The organism is Haloarchaeobius salinus (assembly GCF_024464185.1).
In the GTDB taxonomy this organism is placed as follows: domain Archaea; phylum Halobacteriota; class Halobacteria; order Halobacteriales; family Natrialbaceae; genus Haloarchaeobius; species Haloarchaeobius salinus.
Map to the genome: position 1 here is coordinate 148,332 of NZ_JANHAU010000003.1, position 17,070 is coordinate 165,401.

The 17,070-nt window shown below is 67.4% G+C and carries 23 protein-coding genes and 2 tRNA genes; 19 read left to right on the forward strand and 6 right to left on the reverse strand.

All coding sequences use genetic code 11. The features are described 5' to 3' along the window. Nucleotides 1-10 precede the first annotated feature (10 nt). Both NO345_RS13040 and asd read left to right on the forward strand, forming a co-directional pair. On the forward strand, nt 11-205 hold the full coding sequence (locus NO345_RS13040; RefSeq protein ID WP_256299862.1) for a 30S ribosomal protein S17e: 195 nt from the start codon (nt 11-13) through the stop codon (nt 203-205). A gap of 142 nt (nt 206-347) precedes the next feature. Further along, on the forward strand, nt 348-1,388 hold the full coding sequence (gene asd, locus NO345_RS13045) for an aspartate-semialdehyde dehydrogenase (protein ID WP_256299865.1): 1,041 nt from the start codon (nt 348-350) through the stop codon (nt 1,386-1,388). Nucleotides 1,389-1,541: 153 nt separating this feature from the next. On the opposite strand, the gene NO345_RS13050 is transcribed toward asd, so the two are convergent. Then, a complete protein-coding gene (locus NO345_RS13050; protein WP_256299866.1) occupies nt 1,542-2,510 on the reverse strand; it encodes a D-2-hydroxyacid dehydrogenase in 969 nt (322 codons plus the stop codon). Nucleotides 2,511-2,605: 95 nt separating this feature from the next. Here NO345_RS13050 and NO345_RS13055 point away from each other — a divergent pair, with 95 nt between their 5' ends. The 8 genes from NO345_RS13055 (at nt 2,606) to NO345_RS13090 (ending at nt 8,406) form a co-directional block, all read left to right on the forward strand. Beyond that, on the forward strand, nt 2,606-3,091 hold the full coding sequence (locus tag NO345_RS13055; RefSeq protein ID WP_256299868.1) for a YbaK/EbsC family protein: 486 nt from the start codon (nt 2,606-2,608) through the stop codon (nt 3,089-3,091). A 71-nt stretch (nt 3,092-3,162) separates the two neighbouring features. Beyond that, nucleotides 3,163-5,259, forward strand: a complete 2,097-nt coding sequence (gene acs / locus NO345_RS13060) for an acetate--CoA ligase alpha subunit (protein WP_256299870.1) — start codon at nt 3,163-3,165, stop codon at nt 5,257-5,259. Beyond that, nucleotides 5,256-6,311, forward strand: coding sequence for a phosphotransacetylase family protein (locus NO345_RS13065; RefSeq protein WP_256299872.1), 1,056 nt, complete (start codon nt 5,256-5,258; stop codon nt 6,309-6,311). The genes acs and NO345_RS13065 overlap by 4 nt, the downstream gene beginning before the upstream one ends. 66 nt (nt 6,312-6,377) lie before the next feature. Next, nucleotides 6,378-6,695 carry a hypothetical protein gene (locus NO345_RS13070; RefSeq protein ID WP_256299874.1) on the forward strand — a complete coding sequence of 106 codons (318 nt, stop codon included), beginning with the start codon at nt 6,378-6,380 and terminating at the stop codon, nt 6,693-6,695. Further along, the gene (locus NO345_RS13075; RefSeq protein WP_256299876.1) at nt 6,695-7,081 is read left to right on the forward strand and encodes a hypothetical protein; all 387 of its coding nucleotides are present in this window, start codon (nt 6,695-6,697) and stop codon (nt 7,079-7,081) included. Before NO345_RS13070 ends, NO345_RS13075 begins: the two co-directional genes overlap by 1 nt. Next, nucleotides 7,071-7,607: a DUF7504 family protein gene (locus NO345_RS13080; protein ID WP_256299878.1), complete on the forward strand. Its 537-nt coding sequence runs from the start codon at nt 7,071-7,073 to the stop codon at nt 7,605-7,607. The genes NO345_RS13075 and NO345_RS13080 overlap by 11 nt, the downstream gene beginning before the upstream one ends. 280 nt (nt 7,608-7,887) lie before the next feature. Further along, nucleotides 7,888-8,079 (forward strand): hypothetical protein, encoded by a 192-nt coding sequence (locus NO345_RS13085; RefSeq protein ID WP_256299880.1) that lies wholly within the window; start codon nt 7,888-7,890, stop codon nt 8,077-8,079. Nucleotides 8,080-8,115: 36 nt separating this feature from the next. Then, complete coding sequence (locus NO345_RS13090; RefSeq protein ID WP_256299882.1) at nt 8,116-8,406, forward strand: PRC-barrel domain-containing protein; 291 nt, start codon at nt 8,116-8,118, stop codon at nt 8,404-8,406. On the opposite strand, the gene NO345_RS13095 is transcribed toward NO345_RS13090, so the two are convergent. Beyond that, on the reverse strand, nt 8,403-9,854 hold the full coding sequence (locus tag NO345_RS13095; protein WP_256299884.1) for a DHH family phosphoesterase: 1,452 nt from the start codon (nt 9,852-9,854) through the stop codon (nt 8,403-8,405). The genes NO345_RS13090 and NO345_RS13095 overlap by 4 nt on opposite strands. Before the next feature lie 48 nt (nt 9,855-9,902). Next, entirely contained in the window at nt 9,903-10,220 is a 318-nt protein-coding gene (gene sugE / locus NO345_RS13100; protein WP_256299886.1) for a quaternary ammonium compound efflux SMR transporter SugE, read from the reverse strand. Between the two features lie 109 nt (nt 10,221-10,329). Here sugE and NO345_RS13105 point away from each other — a divergent pair. Together NO345_RS13105 and NO345_RS13110 are read left to right on the forward strand one after the other, a co-directional pair. Next, nucleotides 10,330-10,403 (forward strand) — tRNA-Lys (locus NO345_RS13105). A 559-nt stretch (nt 10,404-10,962) separates the two neighbouring features. Next, nucleotides 10,963-11,298: a YrdB family protein gene (locus NO345_RS13110; protein WP_256299888.1), complete on the forward strand. Its 336-nt coding sequence runs from the start codon at nt 10,963-10,965 to the stop codon at nt 11,296-11,298. A 13-nt stretch (nt 11,299-11,311) separates the two neighbouring features. Here the strand turns inward: NO345_RS13110 and NO345_RS13115 are convergent, their stop codons facing one another. After that, nucleotides 11,312-11,872: a hypothetical protein gene (locus tag NO345_RS13115; RefSeq protein WP_256299890.1), complete on the reverse strand. Its 561-nt coding sequence runs from the start codon at nt 11,870-11,872 to the stop codon at nt 11,312-11,314. Between the two features lie 80 nt (nt 11,873-11,952). Next, nucleotides 11,953-13,446, reverse strand: coding sequence for an IMP dehydrogenase (gene guaB / locus NO345_RS13120; RefSeq protein ID WP_256299891.1), 1,494 nt, complete (start codon nt 13,444-13,446; stop codon nt 11,953-11,955). 240 nt (nt 13,447-13,686) lie between these two features. Between guaB and NO345_RS13125 the strand changes: the two genes are divergently transcribed. The 7 genes from NO345_RS13125 (at nt 13,687) to NO345_RS13155 (ending at nt 16,382) form a co-directional block, all read left to right on the forward strand. Next, nucleotides 13,687-13,899 carry a hypothetical protein gene (locus NO345_RS13125; protein WP_256299893.1) on the forward strand — a complete coding sequence of 71 codons (213 nt, stop codon included), beginning with the start codon at nt 13,687-13,689 and terminating at the stop codon, nt 13,897-13,899. Further along, nucleotides 13,896-14,681, forward strand: coding sequence for a DUF5794 domain-containing protein (locus tag NO345_RS13130; protein WP_256299895.1), 786 nt, complete (start codon nt 13,896-13,898; stop codon nt 14,679-14,681). Before NO345_RS13125 ends, NO345_RS13130 begins: the two co-directional genes overlap by 4 nt. Nucleotides 14,682-14,719: 38 nt before the next feature. Then, complete coding sequence (locus tag NO345_RS13135) at nt 14,720-14,947, forward strand: DUF5795 family protein (protein WP_256299896.1); 228 nt, start codon at nt 14,720-14,722, stop codon at nt 14,945-14,947. A gap of 49 nt (nt 14,948-14,996) precedes the next feature. Further along, nucleotides 14,997-15,175, forward strand: a tRNA-Trp gene (locus tag NO345_RS13140). Nucleotides 15,176-15,272: 97 nt separating this feature from the next. Then, nucleotides 15,273-15,422: a hypothetical protein gene (locus NO345_RS13145; RefSeq protein ID WP_256299898.1), complete on the forward strand. Its 150-nt coding sequence runs from the start codon at nt 15,273-15,275 to the stop codon at nt 15,420-15,422. Beyond that, complete coding sequence (locus NO345_RS13150) at nt 15,422-15,796, forward strand: SWIM zinc finger family protein (RefSeq protein ID WP_256299900.1); 375 nt, start codon at nt 15,422-15,424, stop codon at nt 15,794-15,796. The genes NO345_RS13145 and NO345_RS13150 overlap by 1 nt, the downstream gene beginning before the upstream one ends. Before the next feature lie 187 nt (nt 15,797-15,983). Continuing rightward, on the forward strand, nt 15,984-16,382 hold the full coding sequence (locus NO345_RS13155) for a CopG family ribbon-helix-helix protein (protein ID WP_256299902.1): 399 nt from the start codon (nt 15,984-15,986) through the stop codon (nt 16,380-16,382). A gap of 11 nt (nt 16,383-16,393) precedes the next feature. Here NO345_RS13155 and NO345_RS13160 read toward each other — a convergent pair whose 3' ends face one another. Next, nucleotides 16,394-17,029: a hypothetical protein gene (locus tag NO345_RS13160; protein ID WP_256299903.1), complete on the reverse strand. Its 636-nt coding sequence runs from the start codon at nt 17,027-17,029 to the stop codon at nt 16,394-16,396. Nucleotides 17,030-17,070 lie beyond the last annotated feature (41 nt).

Consider the following 17,070-nt stretch of genomic DNA (forward strand, 5'->3'; position numbering starts at 1 on the left):
ACGGATGGGTATGGCAATCAAGCCCGACTACGTCAAGAAGACGGGGACGATCCTCCTCGAGCGATACCCCAACGCGTTCACGGACGACTTCGACATGAACAAAAAGAGCGTCACGAAGCTCACCAACATCGAGTCCAAGGGTGTCCGGAACCGCATCGCGGGCTACGTCACCCGGAAGAAGGGCACCGCCGCGGCCGAGCAGTAACTACGACTCTCCCTGCGGACGTAGGTGCGGCCCCGGTCCACGGGTGGGGCGACCCGTGGACGTCCCGAGCCGTCACCGAGACGGCAGCAATCACTGACATCACCCGAAGGGTTTTCTCTCGGCGGGGCCGAGGGCATCAGCAATGACCGTACAGGTAGGCATCCTCGGCGCGACGGGTGCCGTCGGCCAGCGCCTCGTACAGCTCCTCGCACCGCACGACGACTTCGAACTCGCCGCGCTCACGGCCAGCTCCGACAGCGCCGGCGAGCTGTATCGCGACGCCGCGAAGTGGCGCGTCGACGCGCCCATCCCGGACCACGTCGCGGCGATGACCGTCACCGAGACCGACCCGGACGCCGTCCCCGACGACGTGGACCTGCTGTTCTCCTCGCTCCCCTCGTCGGTCGGTACCGAGGTCGAACCGGCGTTCTGCGAGGCCGGCTACGTCCTCTCGTCGAACTCCTCGAACGCCCGGATGGCCGACGACGTGCCGCTCGTCATCCCGGAGGTCAACGCCGACCACCTCGACCTGCTCGAGGTCCAGCGCGACGAGCGCGGCTGGGACGGCGCGATGGTGAAGAACCCGAACTGCTCGACGATCACCTTCGTCCCGACGCTCGCCGCGCTCGATGATGCGGGCTACGACCTCGAACGGGTCCACGTCGCCACGCTCCAGGCAGTCTCCGGCGCGGGCTACGACGGCGTCAGTTCGATGGAGATCATCGACAACGCGGTCCCCCACATCGGCGGCGAGGAGGAGAAGCTCGAGACCGAATCCCGCAAGCTGCTGGGCGAGTTCGACGGCGTCACCCTCGCGGAACACGACGTCGGCGTCTCGGCGTCCTGCAACCGCATCCCCACCATCGACGGCCATCTGGAGAACGTCTGGGTCGAGGCCGCCGAGGAACTCACGCCCGCCGACGCGAAGGCCGCCATGGAAGCGTACCCGAGCCTCGACCTGCCGTCCTCGCCCGACCAGCTCATCCACGTGTTCGACGACCCCGACCGGCCCCAGCCACGCCTCGACCGCACCGTCGGCGGCGGCATGGCCGTCGCGGCCGGCGGCTTCCAGGAGTCGACGTTCGGCCTCCAGTACAACTGCCTCGCGCACAACACGATCCGCGGTGCGGCCGGGGCGAGCGTGCTGAACGGCGAACTGTTGCTCTCGGAAGGATACATCTAACCATCTGTTTCGTCGTCGGGTTCCCTCGCTCGTTGCGCTCGCTCGGGAACCGCTCCTCGAAAAACATGGGTGAAAAAGGCCGGCGGCTCGCTCCGCTCGTTGCCGGTGAACCGCGCGAACGAAGTGAGCGCGGACGTTCCGCAGTCTTGAACCCTACAGCGGCACCTGGTTCGCCAGCCCGTCGTAGTCGCCGGACTCGGTGACGTGGCGGACGTTCGAGGCGACGATGTCGGCCAGTCGTTCGTAGTACTCCGGCGTGTGGCCGGCGTTGTGGGGGGTGATCTGGACGTTGCCGAGGTCCCAGAGGTCGTGGTCGGACGGCAGGGGTTCGGGGTCGGTCACGTCGAGCGATGCGCCGCGGATCCAGTCGCGCTGGAGGGCTGTGACGAGCGCGTCGGTGTCGACGACGGGACCGCGCGCGACGTTCACGACGACCGCTTCGGGCGGGAGGGTGACGAGTTCGGAGGTCCCGATGAGCCCCTGTGTCGTCTCGGTCAGCGGACAGGCGAGCACGAGGTAGTCCGTCTCCGCGAGCGCGTCGTGGAGGTCGTCGTCCTCGAACCCGACCACCCGGTCGGTCGGGCCGCCCTTCTCCGGCGAGTAGCGCACGCCGATGGTGTCCACGTCGAAGCCCGCGAGCCGGGTGACCGTGGCCTCGCCGATGGCTCCGAGTCCGACGACGGTGACCGTCGAACCCTGTAGCTCGTGGGTCTCGAACGACCGCCACTCGCTCCGTCGCTGCCGGCGGAACCCCTCGTGGAACCGGCGGGAGAAGGTGAGGATGGCCCCGAGGACGTGCTCGCCGATGTTGGGGCCGTGGACGCCCGAGGCGTTGGTCACGGTCACGTCGAGCTGGGCCAGCCGCTCGCGCGGGAGGTGGCCGGTGCCGGCGTAGCCGCAGGCGAACAGCCGCATCGACTCCGCCTCGTCGAGCAGGTCGTCGGTGAGCCACATCCCGGTCACGATCTCGGCGTCGCGGATCGCCTCGCGCTCCTCGGCGGGGGTGCGTGCGAGGTTGATGTCGTGGTCGGGGAGCCGCTCGCGCAACGCCGCGGCGTACTGCTCGATGGGCATCCCGTGGGCGGCCTTCCTGAGGACGAGGACGTCGGGCTGCTCGGTCATGATCGGACCCACTCGGGGCGTGTACAAAACTGTCTGCCCTAGCAGTGTTGCCAGATTGCGTGCCTTTTTGAGGGGCTGTGCCACACCGGTACGGTATGCATTCGACCGCAGCACGATTCGCGGACCTGGCCCGTGACGAGTACGGGTTCGAGCCCGAGGTGACGGAGTTTCCGGAGGGAACGAAGACGGCGGCCGACGCCGCGGCGGCCATCGGCTGTGACGTGGCCCAGATCGGGAGCAGCATCGTCCTCGTCGTCGACGCCGGCACGGACGACGAGCAGGTGGTCGTCTCGGTCACCTCGGGCGCGAACCGCGTGGACACCGAGAAGCTGGCCGACCTCGCCGGTGGCGAGTCGGCACGGATGGCCGAACCGGACGAGGTGAAAGCCGCGACGGGCTGGACCATCGGCGGGGTGCCGCCGTTCTGCCACGAGGGCGACCTGCCGGTGTTCGTCGACGAGACGCTGCAGGAGTTCGAGACGGTGTGGGTGGCCGCCGGGACGCCCGACGCGGTGTTCCCCCTCGACCCCGACGAGCTGGCGGCGCTCTCGGGTGGGACGGTCGCGGACGTGGTGGAGTAGCCCCGTCGACCGCTGTCGGATTCGACGACGGATACGTACCTTTATCGGCTCGCCGACAGTCGTTTCGAACGATGGGAACGCTGTCAGGACTGTTCGCGCCGGAGCGTGTCGCCGTGGTCGGAGCGACCGACCGCGAGGGCTCGGTCGGGCGTGCGATACTGGAGAATCTCGGCACGTTCGACGGCGACGTGGTCGCCGTGAACCCGAACCGCGAGGAGGTGCTCGGCTTCCACTGCTACGCGGACGTGGCGAGCGTCGGCGAGCCCGTGGACCTCGCGGTCGTGGTCGTGCCACCGTCCGTCGCCGTCCCGGTGGTCCGCGAGGCCGCCGAGGCGGGCGTCGAGAACGTCGTCGTCATCACCGCCGGGTTCAGCGAGACCGGAGCCGACGGCGCGTCGCGCGAGAGCGAGCTGAAGGCCATCGCCGGGGAGTACGACCTCAACGTCGTCGGGCCGAACAGCCTCGGGGTGATGAACACGACCGTCGAGATGAACGCGACGTTCGGGCCCCGGATGGCGCTGCCGGGGTCGATGTCGTTCATGAGCCAGTCGGGCGCGTTCATCACGGCGGTGCTCGACTGGGCGGCCGACCAGGGTATCGGCTTCAAGGACGTCGTCTCGCTCGGCAACAAGGCCGTCCTCGACGAGACGGACTTCGTCCGCGAGTGGGGCGACGACCCCGACACGGACGTGGTGCTCGGCTACCTCGAGAGCATCCAGGACGGGCAGGCCTTCCTCGAGGCCGCACGCGAGACGACCCGGGAGACCCCCGTCGCGGTCGTCAAGTCGGGGCGGACCGACGCGGGCGCGAAGGCGGCGTCGAGCCACACCGGCGCTATCGCCGGGAGCGAGGCGGCCTACGAGGCGGGCCTCGAACAGGCGGGCGTGCTCCGGGCCGACTCCGTACAGGAGCTGTTCGACTCGGCGCGGGCACTCTCGGGGCTGCCTCTCCCGGAGTCGGACGACGTTGCCGTCGTCACGAACGCGGGCGGTCCGGGCGTGATGGCGACCGACGCCATCGGCGACGCGTCGCTGTCGCTCGCGAGCTTCGGCGACGGGACGCTCGACACCTTCCGCGAGGTGCTGCCGGAGGAGGCGAACATCTACAACCCGGTCGACGTCATCGGCGACGCCACCGTCGAGCGGTTCACCACGGCCATCGACGCCGCGCTCTCGGACCCGAACGTCTCGGCGGCCGTGGTCGTCAGCGCACCGACCGCGGTGCTGGACTTCGAGGAGCTCGCCGAGGCGGTCGTCGAGATACAGGCCGAACACGGCAAGCCGGTCGTCACGAGCCTGATGGGTGGCTCTCGCACCGGACCGGCCGTCGAGACGCTGCGCGAGGCCGGCATCCCGAACTACTTCGACCCGGCACGCGCCGTCGACAGCCTCGACGCGCTCGCCCGCCAGCGACGCATCACCGAGCGCGAGTACGTCGAGCCCACCGAGTTCGACGTCGACCGCGAGGCGGTGCGCGAGATACTCATGGAGGCGAAGGAGCGCGACGACAACCGCCTCGGCGTGGAGGCGATGGGCCTGCTCGACGCCTACGGCATCCAGACGCCGGCGGGCGAGGTCGTCGACGAACCGGCCGACGCCGTCGCCGCCGCACAGGACATCGACGGGCCGGTCGCCATGAAGATCGTCAGCCCGGACATCCTCCACAAGTCCGACATCGGCGGCGTGAAGGTCGGCGTCGAGGACGAGGACGTCTACGACGCCTACGAGGACCTGATCGCCCGGGCGACGAACTACCAGCCGGACGCCACCATCCTCGGCGTGCAGGTCCAGGAGATGGTCGACCTCGAGTCGGGCACCGAGACCATCGTCGGGGTCAACCGTGACCCGCAGTTCGGCCCGCTCGTGCTGTTCGGCCTCGGCGGCATCTTCGTCGAGGTGCTGGAGGACACGACCCTGCGCGTTGCGCCGGTCTCGGAACCGGAGGCCCGCGAGATGATAGACGAGGTGAAGGCCGCGCCGCTGCTCCGCGGGGCCCGCGGCCGGACGCCCGCGGACGTCGAGAGCATCATCGAGACCATCCAGCGGCTCTCACAGCTCGTCACCGACTTCCCCGCGATACTGGAACTGGACATCAACCCGCTCGTCGCCGGTCCGGACGGCGTCGAGGCGGTCGACATCAGACTCACCGTGGACACCGATCAGCTATGAACCCGTTACTCGTCACCGCGAACGAAGAGAGCACCGGCAAGACGGCGGTCACGCTCGCACTCGCCCAGGCGGCGCGCGAGCGGGGGACCGACGTCGGCTACATGAAACCCAAGGGCACGCGGCTCCAGTCGAACGTCGGCAAGACGCTCGACGAGGACCCGATGCTCGCCCGCGAGCTGCTCGGTCTCGACGCCGAGATGCACGAGCTCGAACCCGTCGTCTACTCGCCGACGTTCGTCCAGGAGGCCATCCGGGGCCGCGAGACGGCCGACGAGGTCAGAGAGCGCATCCGAGAGGCCTTCGACGCCCTCGCCGCGGACCACGACCGCCTGTTCGTCGAGGGCGGCGGGCTGACCGCCGGCAGGATCCTCGACATCGCGGACGGGGACATCGCCGAGCTGCTCGACGCGTCGGTCCTGCTCGTCTGTCCGTACGACTCGGTGACCGACGTGGACGACGTGCTCGCAGCGGTCGACGACCTCGACGGCTCGCTCTCCGGCGTGCTGTTCAACCGCGTCTCGGAGTCGGCGTACGACCAGCTCCAGGAGGACGTGGTACCGTTCCTCGAGAGCCGGGGGGTCACCGTCCACGGTGTGCTCCCCCGGGAGCAGGACCTCGCGGGCGTCACGGTCGGCGAGCTGGCCGACGACCTCGGTGCCGACGTGCTGACCGACGTACCGACCGACGCGTTCGTCGAACGGTTCAGCGTCGCCGCGATGGGTCCCGACGCCGCCCTGCGCGGCCTGCGCCGCACGAAGGACACCGCCGTCATCACCGGCGGTGACCGCTCGGAGATACACACCGCCGCGCTCGAGGCACCGGGCGTGAAGTGCCTCATCCTCACCGGTGGGCACCGGCCGTCGGGCGCGGTGCTGGGCAAGGCAGCCGAGAAGGGCGTCCCCGTCATGGTCGTCAACTCGAACACCCTCACGACCATCGAGCGCGCCGAGGACGTGGTACGCGTCGGCCGGACCCGCGACGAGGAGACCGTCGAGCGCATGGGCGAGCTGCTGGCCCGCAACGCCGACCTCGACGGCATCCTCGACGACTGAGGTCACAACGTTTTTGAGACCGCCCCGCCCACGGGAGACAGTGACACGGAGCGTGGCTGTCCGCTGATGGTGTCTGCTGAGACCTACTGGCTCGTCGTGCAGTTGCTATCGCTGACGAACGTGCTGGTGCTCACGGTCGGGTTCTGCCTGTCGCTGGTCGCGGTCCGTGGCTTCGCGGGTGCACCGATCAACCGGATGCTCGAGCCACTCCCGGTCGCGTTCGGCTGTTTCGTCCTCGTCAACGTCCCGTGGGTGGTGTTCGGGGTCGCGCGCCTCCCCGGGTACACGGTCGCCTACTCGATCACGTTCTCGGTGGCCACGCTGGCCATCGTCGTGGCCGCCATCCGTGGGATGGTCCTGTTGACCGAACGGAGGGAGCTCTGATGGTCGTCGACGCAGTCCTCGGGAACCCGCGAGCGGTCCTGAGCAGCGTCCAGATAGCCGCCCTGCTGACGGCGACGGGACTGTTGCTCTATCCCGTCGTCACCCACGCCGAGAACGTCGCCTACACCGAGGGACTGGTCGGGCTGGCGGCCGCGCTGTTGCTCCTGACGGTGTCGAACTTCCTCGGGCTGCTCATCGACGCGGGCTACGTCCCCATGCTCGACAGCTCGCTGTTCGTCCGGACCGTCGTCAACCTCGGTGCGAGCTGCTGTGCGACCGTCGGGATCTACTACTTCGCCAGGCAGTTCATCGACACCTCGCGGACCGAGTTCACGTCGCTGGAGACGGAACACGAGGGGGGCTTCGAGGATGCCGATGACGACTGAGCGCGATCCGTTCGACCGGCTGACCCCCGGTACGCAGGCACTGGTGCTCACGCCGTCGCTGCAGTCACCGCTCGCGACGCTCCCGCCCGAGGCGTTCGAGAACCTGCTCGTCGTCTCGACGACGCGCCCGCCCCGCAAGGTCGAGCAGTTCGTCCGCGACCGCGGCGGCGACCCGAACAGGGTCGGGGTCGTCCCCGTCTCGGGCTCCCCCGTGGACTACGACGGCCCGCTGTGGACCACCTCGGTCGTCCACCCGAACGACCTGACCGGCGTCCACGACCGGTTCGACCGGGCGATGGTCCACGTCAAACCCGGCGAGGGCTGGGTGCTGTTCGACAACGTGAACGTGCTGTTGATGTACGCGGAGCGGTCGGCGGTCGGCCAGCTGGTCGACTCGATGGCGGCGACCACCCGCGAGCGGGCCGTCCGGGGGGTGTTCGCGCTCGTCCGCGACGCCGTCGCCGACTCGACGTACGAACGATTCGGGGACACGATGGACGTGGAACTCGACGGTCGGGGTGGCTGAGCGAGAAACGGTACGTTATCACTCGTAGGTGACGATTTCTTCGACGAATGAACAGGGAAGAACCCTGTACGACGGTCGGCCCGGGCACGGCCGACCGTCAAGGGCCGGATTGTCAGAGGCACCCCGGCGTCATCGGCTAATAGACCCGGACGTTTACACTCATCCCCTGGGGGTAGTACCGGGTAATGAGTCATAGTATATAAATATGGTCGCGAGTTTATAACCGTCGGGCGTCCACCCGGACCGAACACCCAACAGATGGGCCGAGGAGCTCCGGAACGTGTTCCCTACCATCGCGTCCCTCGACTCGATCACCGGTCGCCCCGAGGCCGCCGAGCACGACCTCGGGTCGAGCGACCTCCGCGGGAGCGCCATCGAGCGTCGCGACCCCGTGCCGGGTCGACTCGCGGTGCTCGACGGGGTTCGCCGACGGCCGCGGGACCCACACGTGTCACGCTGGCACTGCGTCTGACCAAGTATTAAGACCCGTCTCCACGACAGGGCGGGTATGAACGGTACTCCGCAGGAGATCACGGCCCTCGTCGGTCGGGAGGTCTACTCGAACAACGGCGTGTTCGTCGGCGAGATCGAGGACGTCCGACTCGACGTCGAGAACGAGGTCGTCACCGGGCTCGCACTGGCGGACCTCAACCAGGAGCTGTTCAGCAACCGCATCGGCGACCACCGCGGCGTGCTCGTCCCCTACCGCTGGGTCCGCGCTGTCGGTGACGTGGTGCTCATCAACGACATCATCGAGCGCCTGAAGACCCCGGACGAGGAGGACGAAGTCGTCGCCTAGCTCCCGTTACTGGACTCGCCGCTCTCGACACCCATCGCCTCGAACAGCTTCCGCTTGACCGCCTCCTCGGTGAGCGAGAGGAGCGTGTCCCGGTTCTCGTCGTTCGTCTCGATACCCGTGAAGATGCCCAGCGATATCTCCGCGCTGGCCTGCGTCGAGTGGCCCGCGGCCTCGCCGATGCCGCCGTAGGCGTCCGAGAGCACCTTCCCGATGTTCATCCGGATGTCCTTCGAGCGGGCCGCGAGGAAGATGGTGTCGTCCGCGATGCCGAACACCGCCGTCGTCGTGATGCCCTCCAGGTTCAGGAGGTGCTGGGCCGCCTGTGCGAGCGCCTCGCGGTCGCGGATGAAGCCCGCGTTCGAGACGAGGTGGCTGCCCTGCACCTCGCGGTTCTGGATGGCCTCGGCGAGCACGTCCAGCGTCTCCGGGCTCATCGACGGCGACTCGACCTGTTCGAGCAGGTCGTGGTTCGCGAACGGGTAGAGGTACGCCGCCGCCGTGAGATCGGCGGGCGTCGTGTCCCGCTTGAAGTCCAGGGTCTCCTCGCGGATGCCGTAGAGGAGCGCGGTCGCGACCGCCTCGTCGACCTTCATGTCGAACTCCTGGATGTACTTCGTCATGATGGTCGACGTGGAGGAGACGTTCGGGCGCACGTCGACGAACGACGCGTCCCACTCCTCCTCGGACTCGTAGTGGTCGATGACGATGTCGACCGACAGGTCGAACTCCTCGCTGGTCCTCGCGTTGTCGACGACCGCCATCGTGTCGTACTGGTCCTGGTCCTCGATGTCCGCCCAGTTCAACAGCTCGATACCGAGCAGGTTGACGAACGCGCGGTTCTCCTGGTGGCCGATGTCGCCGAGGTAGCAGATGTCGGCCTCGACGCCGAGGTGCGAGGCGATGGCCTGCAGGGCGGCCGCGCTCGCGATGGAGTCCGGGTCCGGGCTCTCGTTGGTGAAGATGGCGACGCGGCCGTCGGCGTCGGTGAGCACCTCCGAGAGCTGCGTGGCGCGGTACTCCAGCTCGCCCGACTCGAGCGAGCGCATCGCCGCGTCGGCGATCACCGAGGACGGGTTGATGACGACGTCGGCACCAAGTTCGGTGAGCTCGTCGCCGGAGACGGGGTCCGAGGCGCGCACGACGACGAACTGGTCGCCGTCGCGCTCGCGGATGTTCGCGACGGCCTCCTTGTTCGCCTCGATGTCCGAGGACATGATGAGGACCACGTCGCAGTCCTCGACCGCCTCGGCGGTGTCGGGCTCGCGGATGTCCGCCGACTGGGCGTTGAGGTCCTGGTCGCGCAGCGCCTCGACGCGCCCCTCGTCCTTGTCGACGATGAGCACGTCCTTGCCCTGCCCGACCAGTTCCTCTGCGACCGCGTGACCGACGCTCCCGCAGCCGAGAATCGCATATCTCGACATCGCAGCGATGCTGACCCCGGTACTCATGTACGCAACACCTTTCACCGGGCACACTTAACCCTCCCGACCCTCTGTTCACGCGCCAGTCGCGTGCAGTCCCACGATTCCGGCGACGATGAGCCCCAGGAAACCCGCACGTACCAGCGTCGCCGGCTCGTCGAACAGCAGCACGCCGAGGATGGCTGTCCCGACCGCACCGATGCCGGTCCACACCGCGTAGGCGGTCCCGACCGGGAGGCTCTCGATGGCACGCGCGAGCAACAGCATGCTGATGGCGAGCGCGACGACTGTCAGCGCCGAGGGCACCGGCTTCGAGAACCCCTCGGAGTACTCCAGCCCGACCGCCCACGCGATCTCGAACAGCCCAGCGACGACGAGGATTCCCCAGGACATGCCTGTCGTCTGTCGCCCGACGACGTTACTGGTTGCGGTTCGAGGACGATGGGGCTCCCCTGGAATGAAAACCCTTTTTAACACTACCACGTAACGAACGAGTGCACTCGGGCCGGTAGCTCAGTTAGGCAGAGCGTCTGACTCTTAATCAGACGGTCATGGGTTCAATTCCCATCCGGCCCGCTTCTGCTCCGAACGCACGTGAGGAGCGAAGCGGCTACGATGGTATTGAACCCGACGAGTCACAGCCCGCGCAGCGGAGCGAGCAGGAATGTCTCGGCACAGTTCAATTCCCATCCGGCCCGTGGACAGCGAACGTAGTCGAGACGCAGTGGCGACAAGTATGTACCACCTCTCGACCGAGTGAGGTGCTTCTCTGGCGGCGTAGCGACCGGATAACATTGCACCGCTGCGTCGCCGCCACGGGTATGAGCACCGAGGAGTCGGCGGAGGGAGCTGTCGTCCACCAGAACGAGACCGTCTACGGGGAGCAGGCGATGGTCGACCGGTACGACAGCTTCGGCGACGACGGCTGGTTGACGGATTGGGAGGCCGCCATCGTCGACGAGTACTTCGCGGAACCGGGGCGTGTCCTCGACGTCGGCTGTGGGACGGGTCGGACGACGCGGCCGCTTGCCGAACGCGGCCACGACGTCGTGGACGCCGATGAGCTGTTCCTGTGTGCGGTGGTCGCCACGGGAATCGCCGATGGCTTGAAAGTCGGCGCGCCCCGTGCATCCGTATGGTCCTCCGGCCGGCGAACCGTGGCCTCCGCTTCCTCCTCGAGGTGTTCGCGTTGCTCGCTATCGCGTACTGGGGGTTCGCCAGCGGCGACTCACTGCCCGGCAGGGTCGCCCTCGGACTCGCCGCGCCGTTTGCCGTCGCGGTCGTCTGGGGTGTGTTCGGGTCGCCGCAGGCGGCGATTCCCGTTTCGGACCGGGCACGACTGCTGCTGGAGGGACTCGTCTTCGGCGCGGCGACGGCGGGGCTGTACGCCGTCGGGCAGCCGATTCTCGCTGGACTGTTCGCCGCGCTGGTCGTCGTGAATCACGCCCTCATGCGCGTCTGGGACCAGTGAAGGGGGTGGCGGGTCAGTCCGCGTCGTCCCTCGACCGCTGCGAGCGCTTGGTCGGACGACCGTACAGTCGGCGAGCCAGCGAGCCGAGGGCCTCGATGGTGACCTTCACGTAGAGCCCGACGAGGAAGGAGAGCCCGGCCACCTGCCGCGTCGAGGGTGAGGTCAGGAAGAACCGCATCAGCAGGTAGATGCCCGCTGCGAGCAGCGGCGCGGCGAGCAGGCGCAGCCCCGCGCGACCCAGCTCCTCGGTGGTCTTCTCGAACTCGATGATGAGGCTCGTGAACACGTACGCGAGCCCGCCGAGCCCACCGTAGAGGTAGACGTAGGGCGGGATTGCGGCCTTCGCCGACGGGTCGAGTTCGGTGAACGCCGGGGCGACGACGCCAGTCGAGATGGCGAGGCCGAGTGCGGTCAGGACGACGAGCAGGCCGGCCGTGACGATACCGGGCGTCGTCCTGTACCAGCGCTTCCCCAGCCAGCGACTCGCTCGCGTGCCGCCGGTCGGTGCACCGTCCGTCGCCACGTTCCGCCCCCCGTCGGTCGTCTCCTCTCTCTCCGATTCTTCGGCGGCCATCGGCTATGGTGTTTGGCCCCCACCGATAAAAAGCACGAGGCCGCGTGGCGGGTCGAAGACTGTTCCGGGGGCGACGCGGCTCAGCTCCCGTCGGGGCTGTAGTTCGGTGCCTCGTCCGTGATGAGCACGTCGTGGGCGTGGCTCTCGGTCTGCCCGGCCGACGAGACGCGTACGAACTCGGCGCGCTCCTTGAACTCGTGGACGGTGCCGGCACCGACGTAGCCCATCCCGGACTGCATCCCGCCGACGAGCTGGTGGAGCTCGGACTTCAGGCTGCCCTTGTACGGCGTGGCGGCCTCGACGCCCTCGGGGACGTACTCCTCGTCCTCGTCGTCCTCCTTCAGGTACCGCTGGCTGTCGCCGGACTGCATCGCGCCGACGCTGCCCATGCCGCGGTACTGCTTGTACTTCTTCCCCTGCATCGTGACGACGCGACCCGGTGCCTCGTCCGTGCCGGCGAAGTACGAGCCGAGCATCACCGCGTCCGCACCGGCCGCGATGGCCTTGATAGCGTCGCCGGAGTAGCGGATGCCCCCGTCCGCGATGACGGGCACGTCGTGCTTCGCGGCGACGTCGGCGACTTGCGCGACCGCCGTGATCTGGGGCATCCCCGCGCCGGAGACGATCCGCGTCGTACAGATAGAGCCCGGTCCGATACCGACCTTCAGGCCGTCCGCGAAGTCGACGAGAGCCTCGGCCGCCTCCCGCGTGCCGATGTTGCCGACGACCACGTCTGCCTCGACCTGGGCCTTGATCTCGCGCGCGCTGTCGACCACGTTCCGGTTGTGGGCGTGCGCGCAGTCGATGAACAGCACGTCGGCACCGGCCTCGTCGGCGGCGACGGCGCGGTCGACCTCGAACGGACCGACGGCGGCACCGGCGATGAGCCGGCCGTCCTCGTCGCGCGCCGCGTTGTCGTACTCGCGGCGCTGGAGGATGCCCTGCATCGTCACGAGCCCGATGAGCTGGTCGTCCTCGCCGACGATGGGGACGCGCTCGATCTTGTGCTCGTACATGAGTTCGAGCGCCTCGCGCGCGGTGACGCCCTTCTCGGCGGTGATGACCTCCTCGGTCATCGCCTCGCGGACGCTGTCCTGCTCGCCGACCTCCAGGTACGGCCGGATGTCCGTGCCGGAGATGATGCCGAGGACGACGCCCTCGTCGTCGACGACGGGCGCGCCGTTGACGCCCTCGCGGTCCATCATCTCGTCGACCTCGCGGACCGTCTGCTCCGGCTTCGCAGTCACCACGTCGCGGATGATGAGCTCGTCCGCCCGCTTGACGCGCTCGACGTGGCTCGCCATCTCCTCGACGTCGAGGTTGCGGTGGATGACGCCGAGCCCGCCGTGACGGGCCATCGCGATGCCCATCTCCGCCTCCGTGACGGTGTCCATCGCCGCCGACAGGACGGGGACCGGCAGCTCGACGTGCTTGGACACGCGCGATGTCAGGTCCGCGTCGTCCGGTTCGACCCGGCTCTCCTTCGGTCGGAGCAGCACGTCGTCGAAGGTCAACGCCTCTGGAACGTCTAGTTTGCCCGAGAACTGACCGCCTCGTGGAGCGTCTTTCGCCATATAAGCGGTCCGCACGATTCGCACAAAAACGTTCCGAGACCGACTCCCCGTGGCGTGCACTCGCACACGTCCGTGCTCCATCAGGACGGAGTAGGACGGGCCTCGTTAGTGAACACCACACGACTAACGGCCCAAATATCCGATATATCGTAGTCAAAAATCTCCATCTGCCGATGATAGTTCGACTATGGATGGCGTTGACACAGAATTCTTATTACCTTCACGGCCCGAGTGACGTTCATGACCACCGTCACGACGGACGGAGCACGCACCGGTGTCGAGCACAGCGACCACGACTGGTGCTCGTTCCCGTTCTTCGTCGTGACAGCGACCGCCGTCCTGCCCCACCCGGATTCCGGTACCGGGTCCACCTCGGGAGACGACGACGTGGCCACCGCAGCAGCCACGCCCGACACCGAGACGCCACCGACGACGAGGGTTGCTGCCGAATGAACCCGGCCAGCCACCCCATCGCCGCACGACTCGAAGCCCTCGTCGGCGGCGACGCGAAGCTGCTCGCGACCGTCATGGGCCTCCCGCTCGTCGACGGCATCTTCCCGGCGCTCGTCCTCGCGGGTGCGCTCGACGGGCCCCTGAACGTCCTCCAGGTCGGCCTGCTCGTCTTCGGCGGCAGTGCGACCGTCGCCGTCGTCCTCGCCGAGATGGACGGCACCAGACGCGAGATCACGATGACCGTCGCCGCCGTCGGCGTCGGGCTCGTCGCCCTCGCCGCCGTCGAGGCAGCCCTCGCTCCCACCATCGAGAGCGTCCTCGACATCCACACGTTCGAACGCGCCGCCGCGCTCGTCGTCCTCGCCGTCGCCGCCAAGACCGCGTCCGCCCGCGTCGGCGAGTACCTCCCCCGCCCCGCGGTCGTGGTCGGCCTCGGGCTCCTCGTCAGCCTGGACCTCTCGAACCCCCGGCTCGAGGTCGTGCCCGACCCGCAGCTCGTCCTCGCGGCCGCCGCTGCTGCCGCCGTCGGTGCCGGCTTCGCCCTCGCCGTCGCCGTCGCCGGCCCGCACCTCCGCCGGCGGATGGACGTCGACCGCTTCCGCTTCGGCAGCGCCGTCGCGCTCGGCCTGCTCGCGCTCTCCATCCTCGGGCTCGAGGTCGGCTCCGCGCCCCTCGCCGTCGTCGGTGTCGCCGCCCTGTTCGCGCTCGAACCCGGCCGCGGCGACGACTGTCCGGACGACCCCACTCGCGACGCCACCCCCCACGCCGAAGCCGCCGACTGACCGGAGCGCTTACGGCCGTCCGCGCGCCCCTTTCGCCCATGCCAGACAACCGCGTCGTCCAGGGCCGGATGGTCACCCCGAAGAAACTCGCCGAGCTCGTCGAGGGCGACTCCGTCATGGAGGCCGAACCCATCGCCGACACCGACCGCGAGTGCCCCGACTGCGGCGGTGACGTCCTCGAGGTCGTCTACATGCCGAGCGTCACCGAACTCGTCACCGGCTACAAGTGCCAGGACTGCGACTGGGCCGACGACGACCGCGACTAACTCCCGAATCGAAACCCCTTTAGTGAGAACCGCCAAACGAAGCACCTGCGGGGACGTGGCCAAGCCAGGCATGGCGACTGACTCCAGAGGCCACGCGCCCGGGACGAGACTCCAGACTGATATACCGAGCGACCGACTGATCATCGGCTCGCGACGACGACCCTCTGGAGTTCCGAGGCGCACACCGGAGATATCAGTCGATCGGGGGTTCAAATCCCTCCGTCCCCACTGTAATAAACCCGAAAGCGGCCGTTTCAGGCCTTCTTCTCGGGTTTCGGACGTTACTCTCGAACAGCGCTGAGTCCGCGCGCCAGCGGTGGTCGGCGTGAGCACTTTCGACGACTTCCGGACGGCCAGCGACGAGTCCGTCGACGATGAAGACGAGGAGTGCGACTGCGAGGCGCTCCCCGATGGCGTGCCCTGCTTCGAGTGCTTCCTTGAGGGCGACGCAACGTTCGAGCGAGGTGGTGCCTGATGCCGCGTCAGCTCGACTTCGAGGCCGAACGCGACCGCGGTGGCGACTCGTGGGGGCGAGCCGACCCACGCGCCGCTCTCCTCGAGCAGTTCGGCCGCTACGGGTATCGGGTGACTCTTCCTGGTGGCTCCGTCCACCACCTCGCTCTCGGCCACGACAGCGGCGTCTACGAGGGCCGCTGTGACTGCCGCGGCTTCGAGTACCAGGACGGCCCCTGCGCTCACCTCTGCACCGTCCGCAAGGCCGTCGACCTCGCACTCACCGACGACCAGGACCAGCCCGTCAGTATCCAGCCCATGACCGACGAGACGATCCGCGTCGACCCCGACGCGCAGGCTCACCGGGTGCGAGCTGACGGGGGTGTCCGACGATGACACCCCACCGACGCCGCCAGCGCGGTTCGCGTACGCAGGCGGAAAGTGCGGGCACGCACGCGACTCCGCTCAGCAACCCCCAGGGGGTGTCCTACGTACTCCGGCCAACCCCGGTCGACTCCGCCTTGTGTGTCGATTTTACCGTGTATGACGGCACCCCCCAGCGTATGAACAAAGGTGGTGCCTGATGGCACAGATGGAGAGCGACGAGTCGGCCGTCACCCGCGTCACCGTCCGGGTGCCGCAGGACCTGCTCAACGAGTACGACGAGACGCTCGAGGCTCGCGGTGCGAACCGAAGCGAGGCGATTCGTGGCCACATGCGCCGCGTCAGCAACGAATCGACGCCCAACGGAGAGCGCACCCCGCCGACCGACGATGAGCTGCTCGCGGCAGGCTATAGGGCCCTCATCGAAGTGAGCGACCGTGGCGGAATCCCGCTCGACCAGGCGAAGTCCGCCGTCGCACAGAAAACTGGGCTCGGTAAGGAGTTCGTCGGGCCGCGTATTATCGACCCACTCCGGGAAAGGGGTTACCTCACCCGGTGTGGAGATCCTTATCGCCGTCCGTGGGTGGTGGTTCGATGAAAGGAGTTAGCCTATGCCAATAGCGGTGCCATCTGGTGAAGGAACCCGAAAATAAGTAGGGATAACCCAATCCGTCGGGCTTTCCCATGCTCTTTCTCTTCCCTTTCGCGCAGAATATCAGAGACTAGATTTCTACCGATTTTTTCTTCCCTTTTGTCCGAATCAATAGCACAAATGTAGGGCCCAAACGGGTCTTCTTGGGCACTATCGTGTTCGAATTTTACTACATCCTCCCAATAGAGATCCCAGTCATCATCTGGGATCTCGTCCTCGATAACGGCCCGCAACCGCTCAAATCGAATTTCTCCATCAGGAGATGGATTTTCCACATCCGAACGGTAAAGCCCCCCTGTTTCTACCCCCTCCTTCGCACTCCAAACTGGTCGAAAAACAGTACTCATATCTCGAAGCTCTCTCCTCTTGGTTCTCAGTCCCCCAGCTAGTGTATAACGCCTTAGACTGGGAATATCTGGTATTGCTAGCACGGCCGCACCAATGATATCCAGAATTAAACCCACGGCGAGGAGAGTTCCAAGTGAGTCAGTAGTGACTAGGGCAACATCAACGACTGCCACGCCTATCAACACAAGCAGGAGCACGTTCTCTGGATTCGGAAATCCATAATTTGAGCGTGAATCGAAGGGCATCGGTGATCAGATTAATCTAGTGAGACGCCAATTTCTCACTC

What these genes read in the sequence shown, in the direction of transcription:
- NO345_RS13115 (WP_256299890.1), bottom strand. Translation starts at nt 11,872, where the DNA reads ATGGCCGCCGAAGAATCGGAGAGAGAGGAGACGACCGACGGGGGGCGG.
- asd (WP_256299865.1), top strand. Translation starts at nt 348, where the DNA reads ATGACCGTACAGGTAGGCATCCTCGGCGCGACGGGTGCCGTCGGCCAG.
- NO345_RS13090 (WP_256299882.1), top strand. Translation starts at nt 8,116, where the DNA reads ATGAACGGTACTCCGCAGGAGATCACGGCCCTCGTCGGTCGGGAGGTC.
- NO345_RS13110 (WP_256299888.1), top strand. Translation starts at nt 10,963, where the DNA reads ATGGTCCTCCGGCCGGCGAACCGTGGCCTCCGCTTCCTCCTCGAGGTG.
- NO345_RS13055 (WP_256299868.1), top strand. Translation starts at nt 2,606, where the DNA reads ATGCATTCGACCGCAGCACGATTCGCGGACCTGGCCCGTGACGAGTAC.
- NO345_RS13160 (WP_256299903.1), bottom strand. Translation starts at nt 17,029, where the DNA reads ATGCCCTTCGATTCACGCTCAAATTATGGATTTCCGAATCCAGAGAAC.
- NO345_RS13080 (WP_256299878.1), top strand. Translation starts at nt 7,071, where the DNA reads ATGACGACTGAGCGCGATCCGTTCGACCGGCTGACCCCCGGTACGCAG.
- guaB (WP_256299891.1), bottom strand. Translation starts at nt 13,446, where the DNA reads ATGGCGAAAGACGCTCCACGAGGCGGTCAGTTCTCGGGCAAACTAGAC.
- NO345_RS13135 (WP_256299896.1), top strand. Translation starts at nt 14,720, where the DNA reads ATGCCAGACAACCGCGTCGTCCAGGGCCGGATGGTCACCCCGAAGAAA.
- NO345_RS13065 (WP_256299872.1), top strand. Translation starts at nt 5,256, where the DNA reads ATGAACCCGTTACTCGTCACCGCGAACGAAGAGAGCACCGGCAAGACG.
- NO345_RS13070 (WP_256299874.1), top strand. Translation starts at nt 6,378, where the DNA reads ATGGTGTCTGCTGAGACCTACTGGCTCGTCGTGCAGTTGCTATCGCTG.
- acs (WP_256299870.1), top strand. Translation starts at nt 3,163, where the DNA reads ATGGGAACGCTGTCAGGACTGTTCGCGCCGGAGCGTGTCGCCGTGGTC.
- sugE (WP_256299886.1), bottom strand. Translation starts at nt 10,220, where the DNA reads ATGTCCTGGGGAATCCTCGTCGTCGCTGGGCTGTTCGAGATCGCGTGG.
- NO345_RS13095 (WP_256299884.1), bottom strand. Translation starts at nt 9,854, where the DNA reads ATGAGTACCGGGGTCAGCATCGCTGCGATGTCGAGATATGCGATTCTC.
- NO345_RS13040 (WP_256299862.1), top strand. Translation starts at nt 11, where the DNA reads ATGGCAATCAAGCCCGACTACGTCAAGAAGACGGGGACGATCCTCCTC.
- NO345_RS13050 (WP_256299866.1), bottom strand. Translation starts at nt 2,510, where the DNA reads ATGACCGAGCAGCCCGACGTCCTCGTCCTCAGGAAGGCCGCCCACGGG.
- NO345_RS13130 (WP_256299895.1), top strand. Translation starts at nt 13,896, where the DNA reads ATGAACCCGGCCAGCCACCCCATCGCCGCACGACTCGAAGCCCTCGTC.
- NO345_RS13150 (WP_256299900.1), top strand. Translation starts at nt 15,422, where the DNA reads ATGCCGCGTCAGCTCGACTTCGAGGCCGAACGCGACCGCGGTGGCGAC.
- NO345_RS13155 (WP_256299902.1), top strand. Translation starts at nt 15,984, where the DNA reads ATGGCACAGATGGAGAGCGACGAGTCGGCCGTCACCCGCGTCACCGTC.
- NO345_RS13075 (WP_256299876.1), top strand. Translation starts at nt 6,695, where the DNA reads ATGGTCGTCGACGCAGTCCTCGGGAACCCGCGAGCGGTCCTGAGCAGC.
- NO345_RS13125 (WP_256299893.1), top strand. Translation starts at nt 13,687, where the DNA reads ATGACCACCGTCACGACGGACGGAGCACGCACCGGTGTCGAGCACAGC.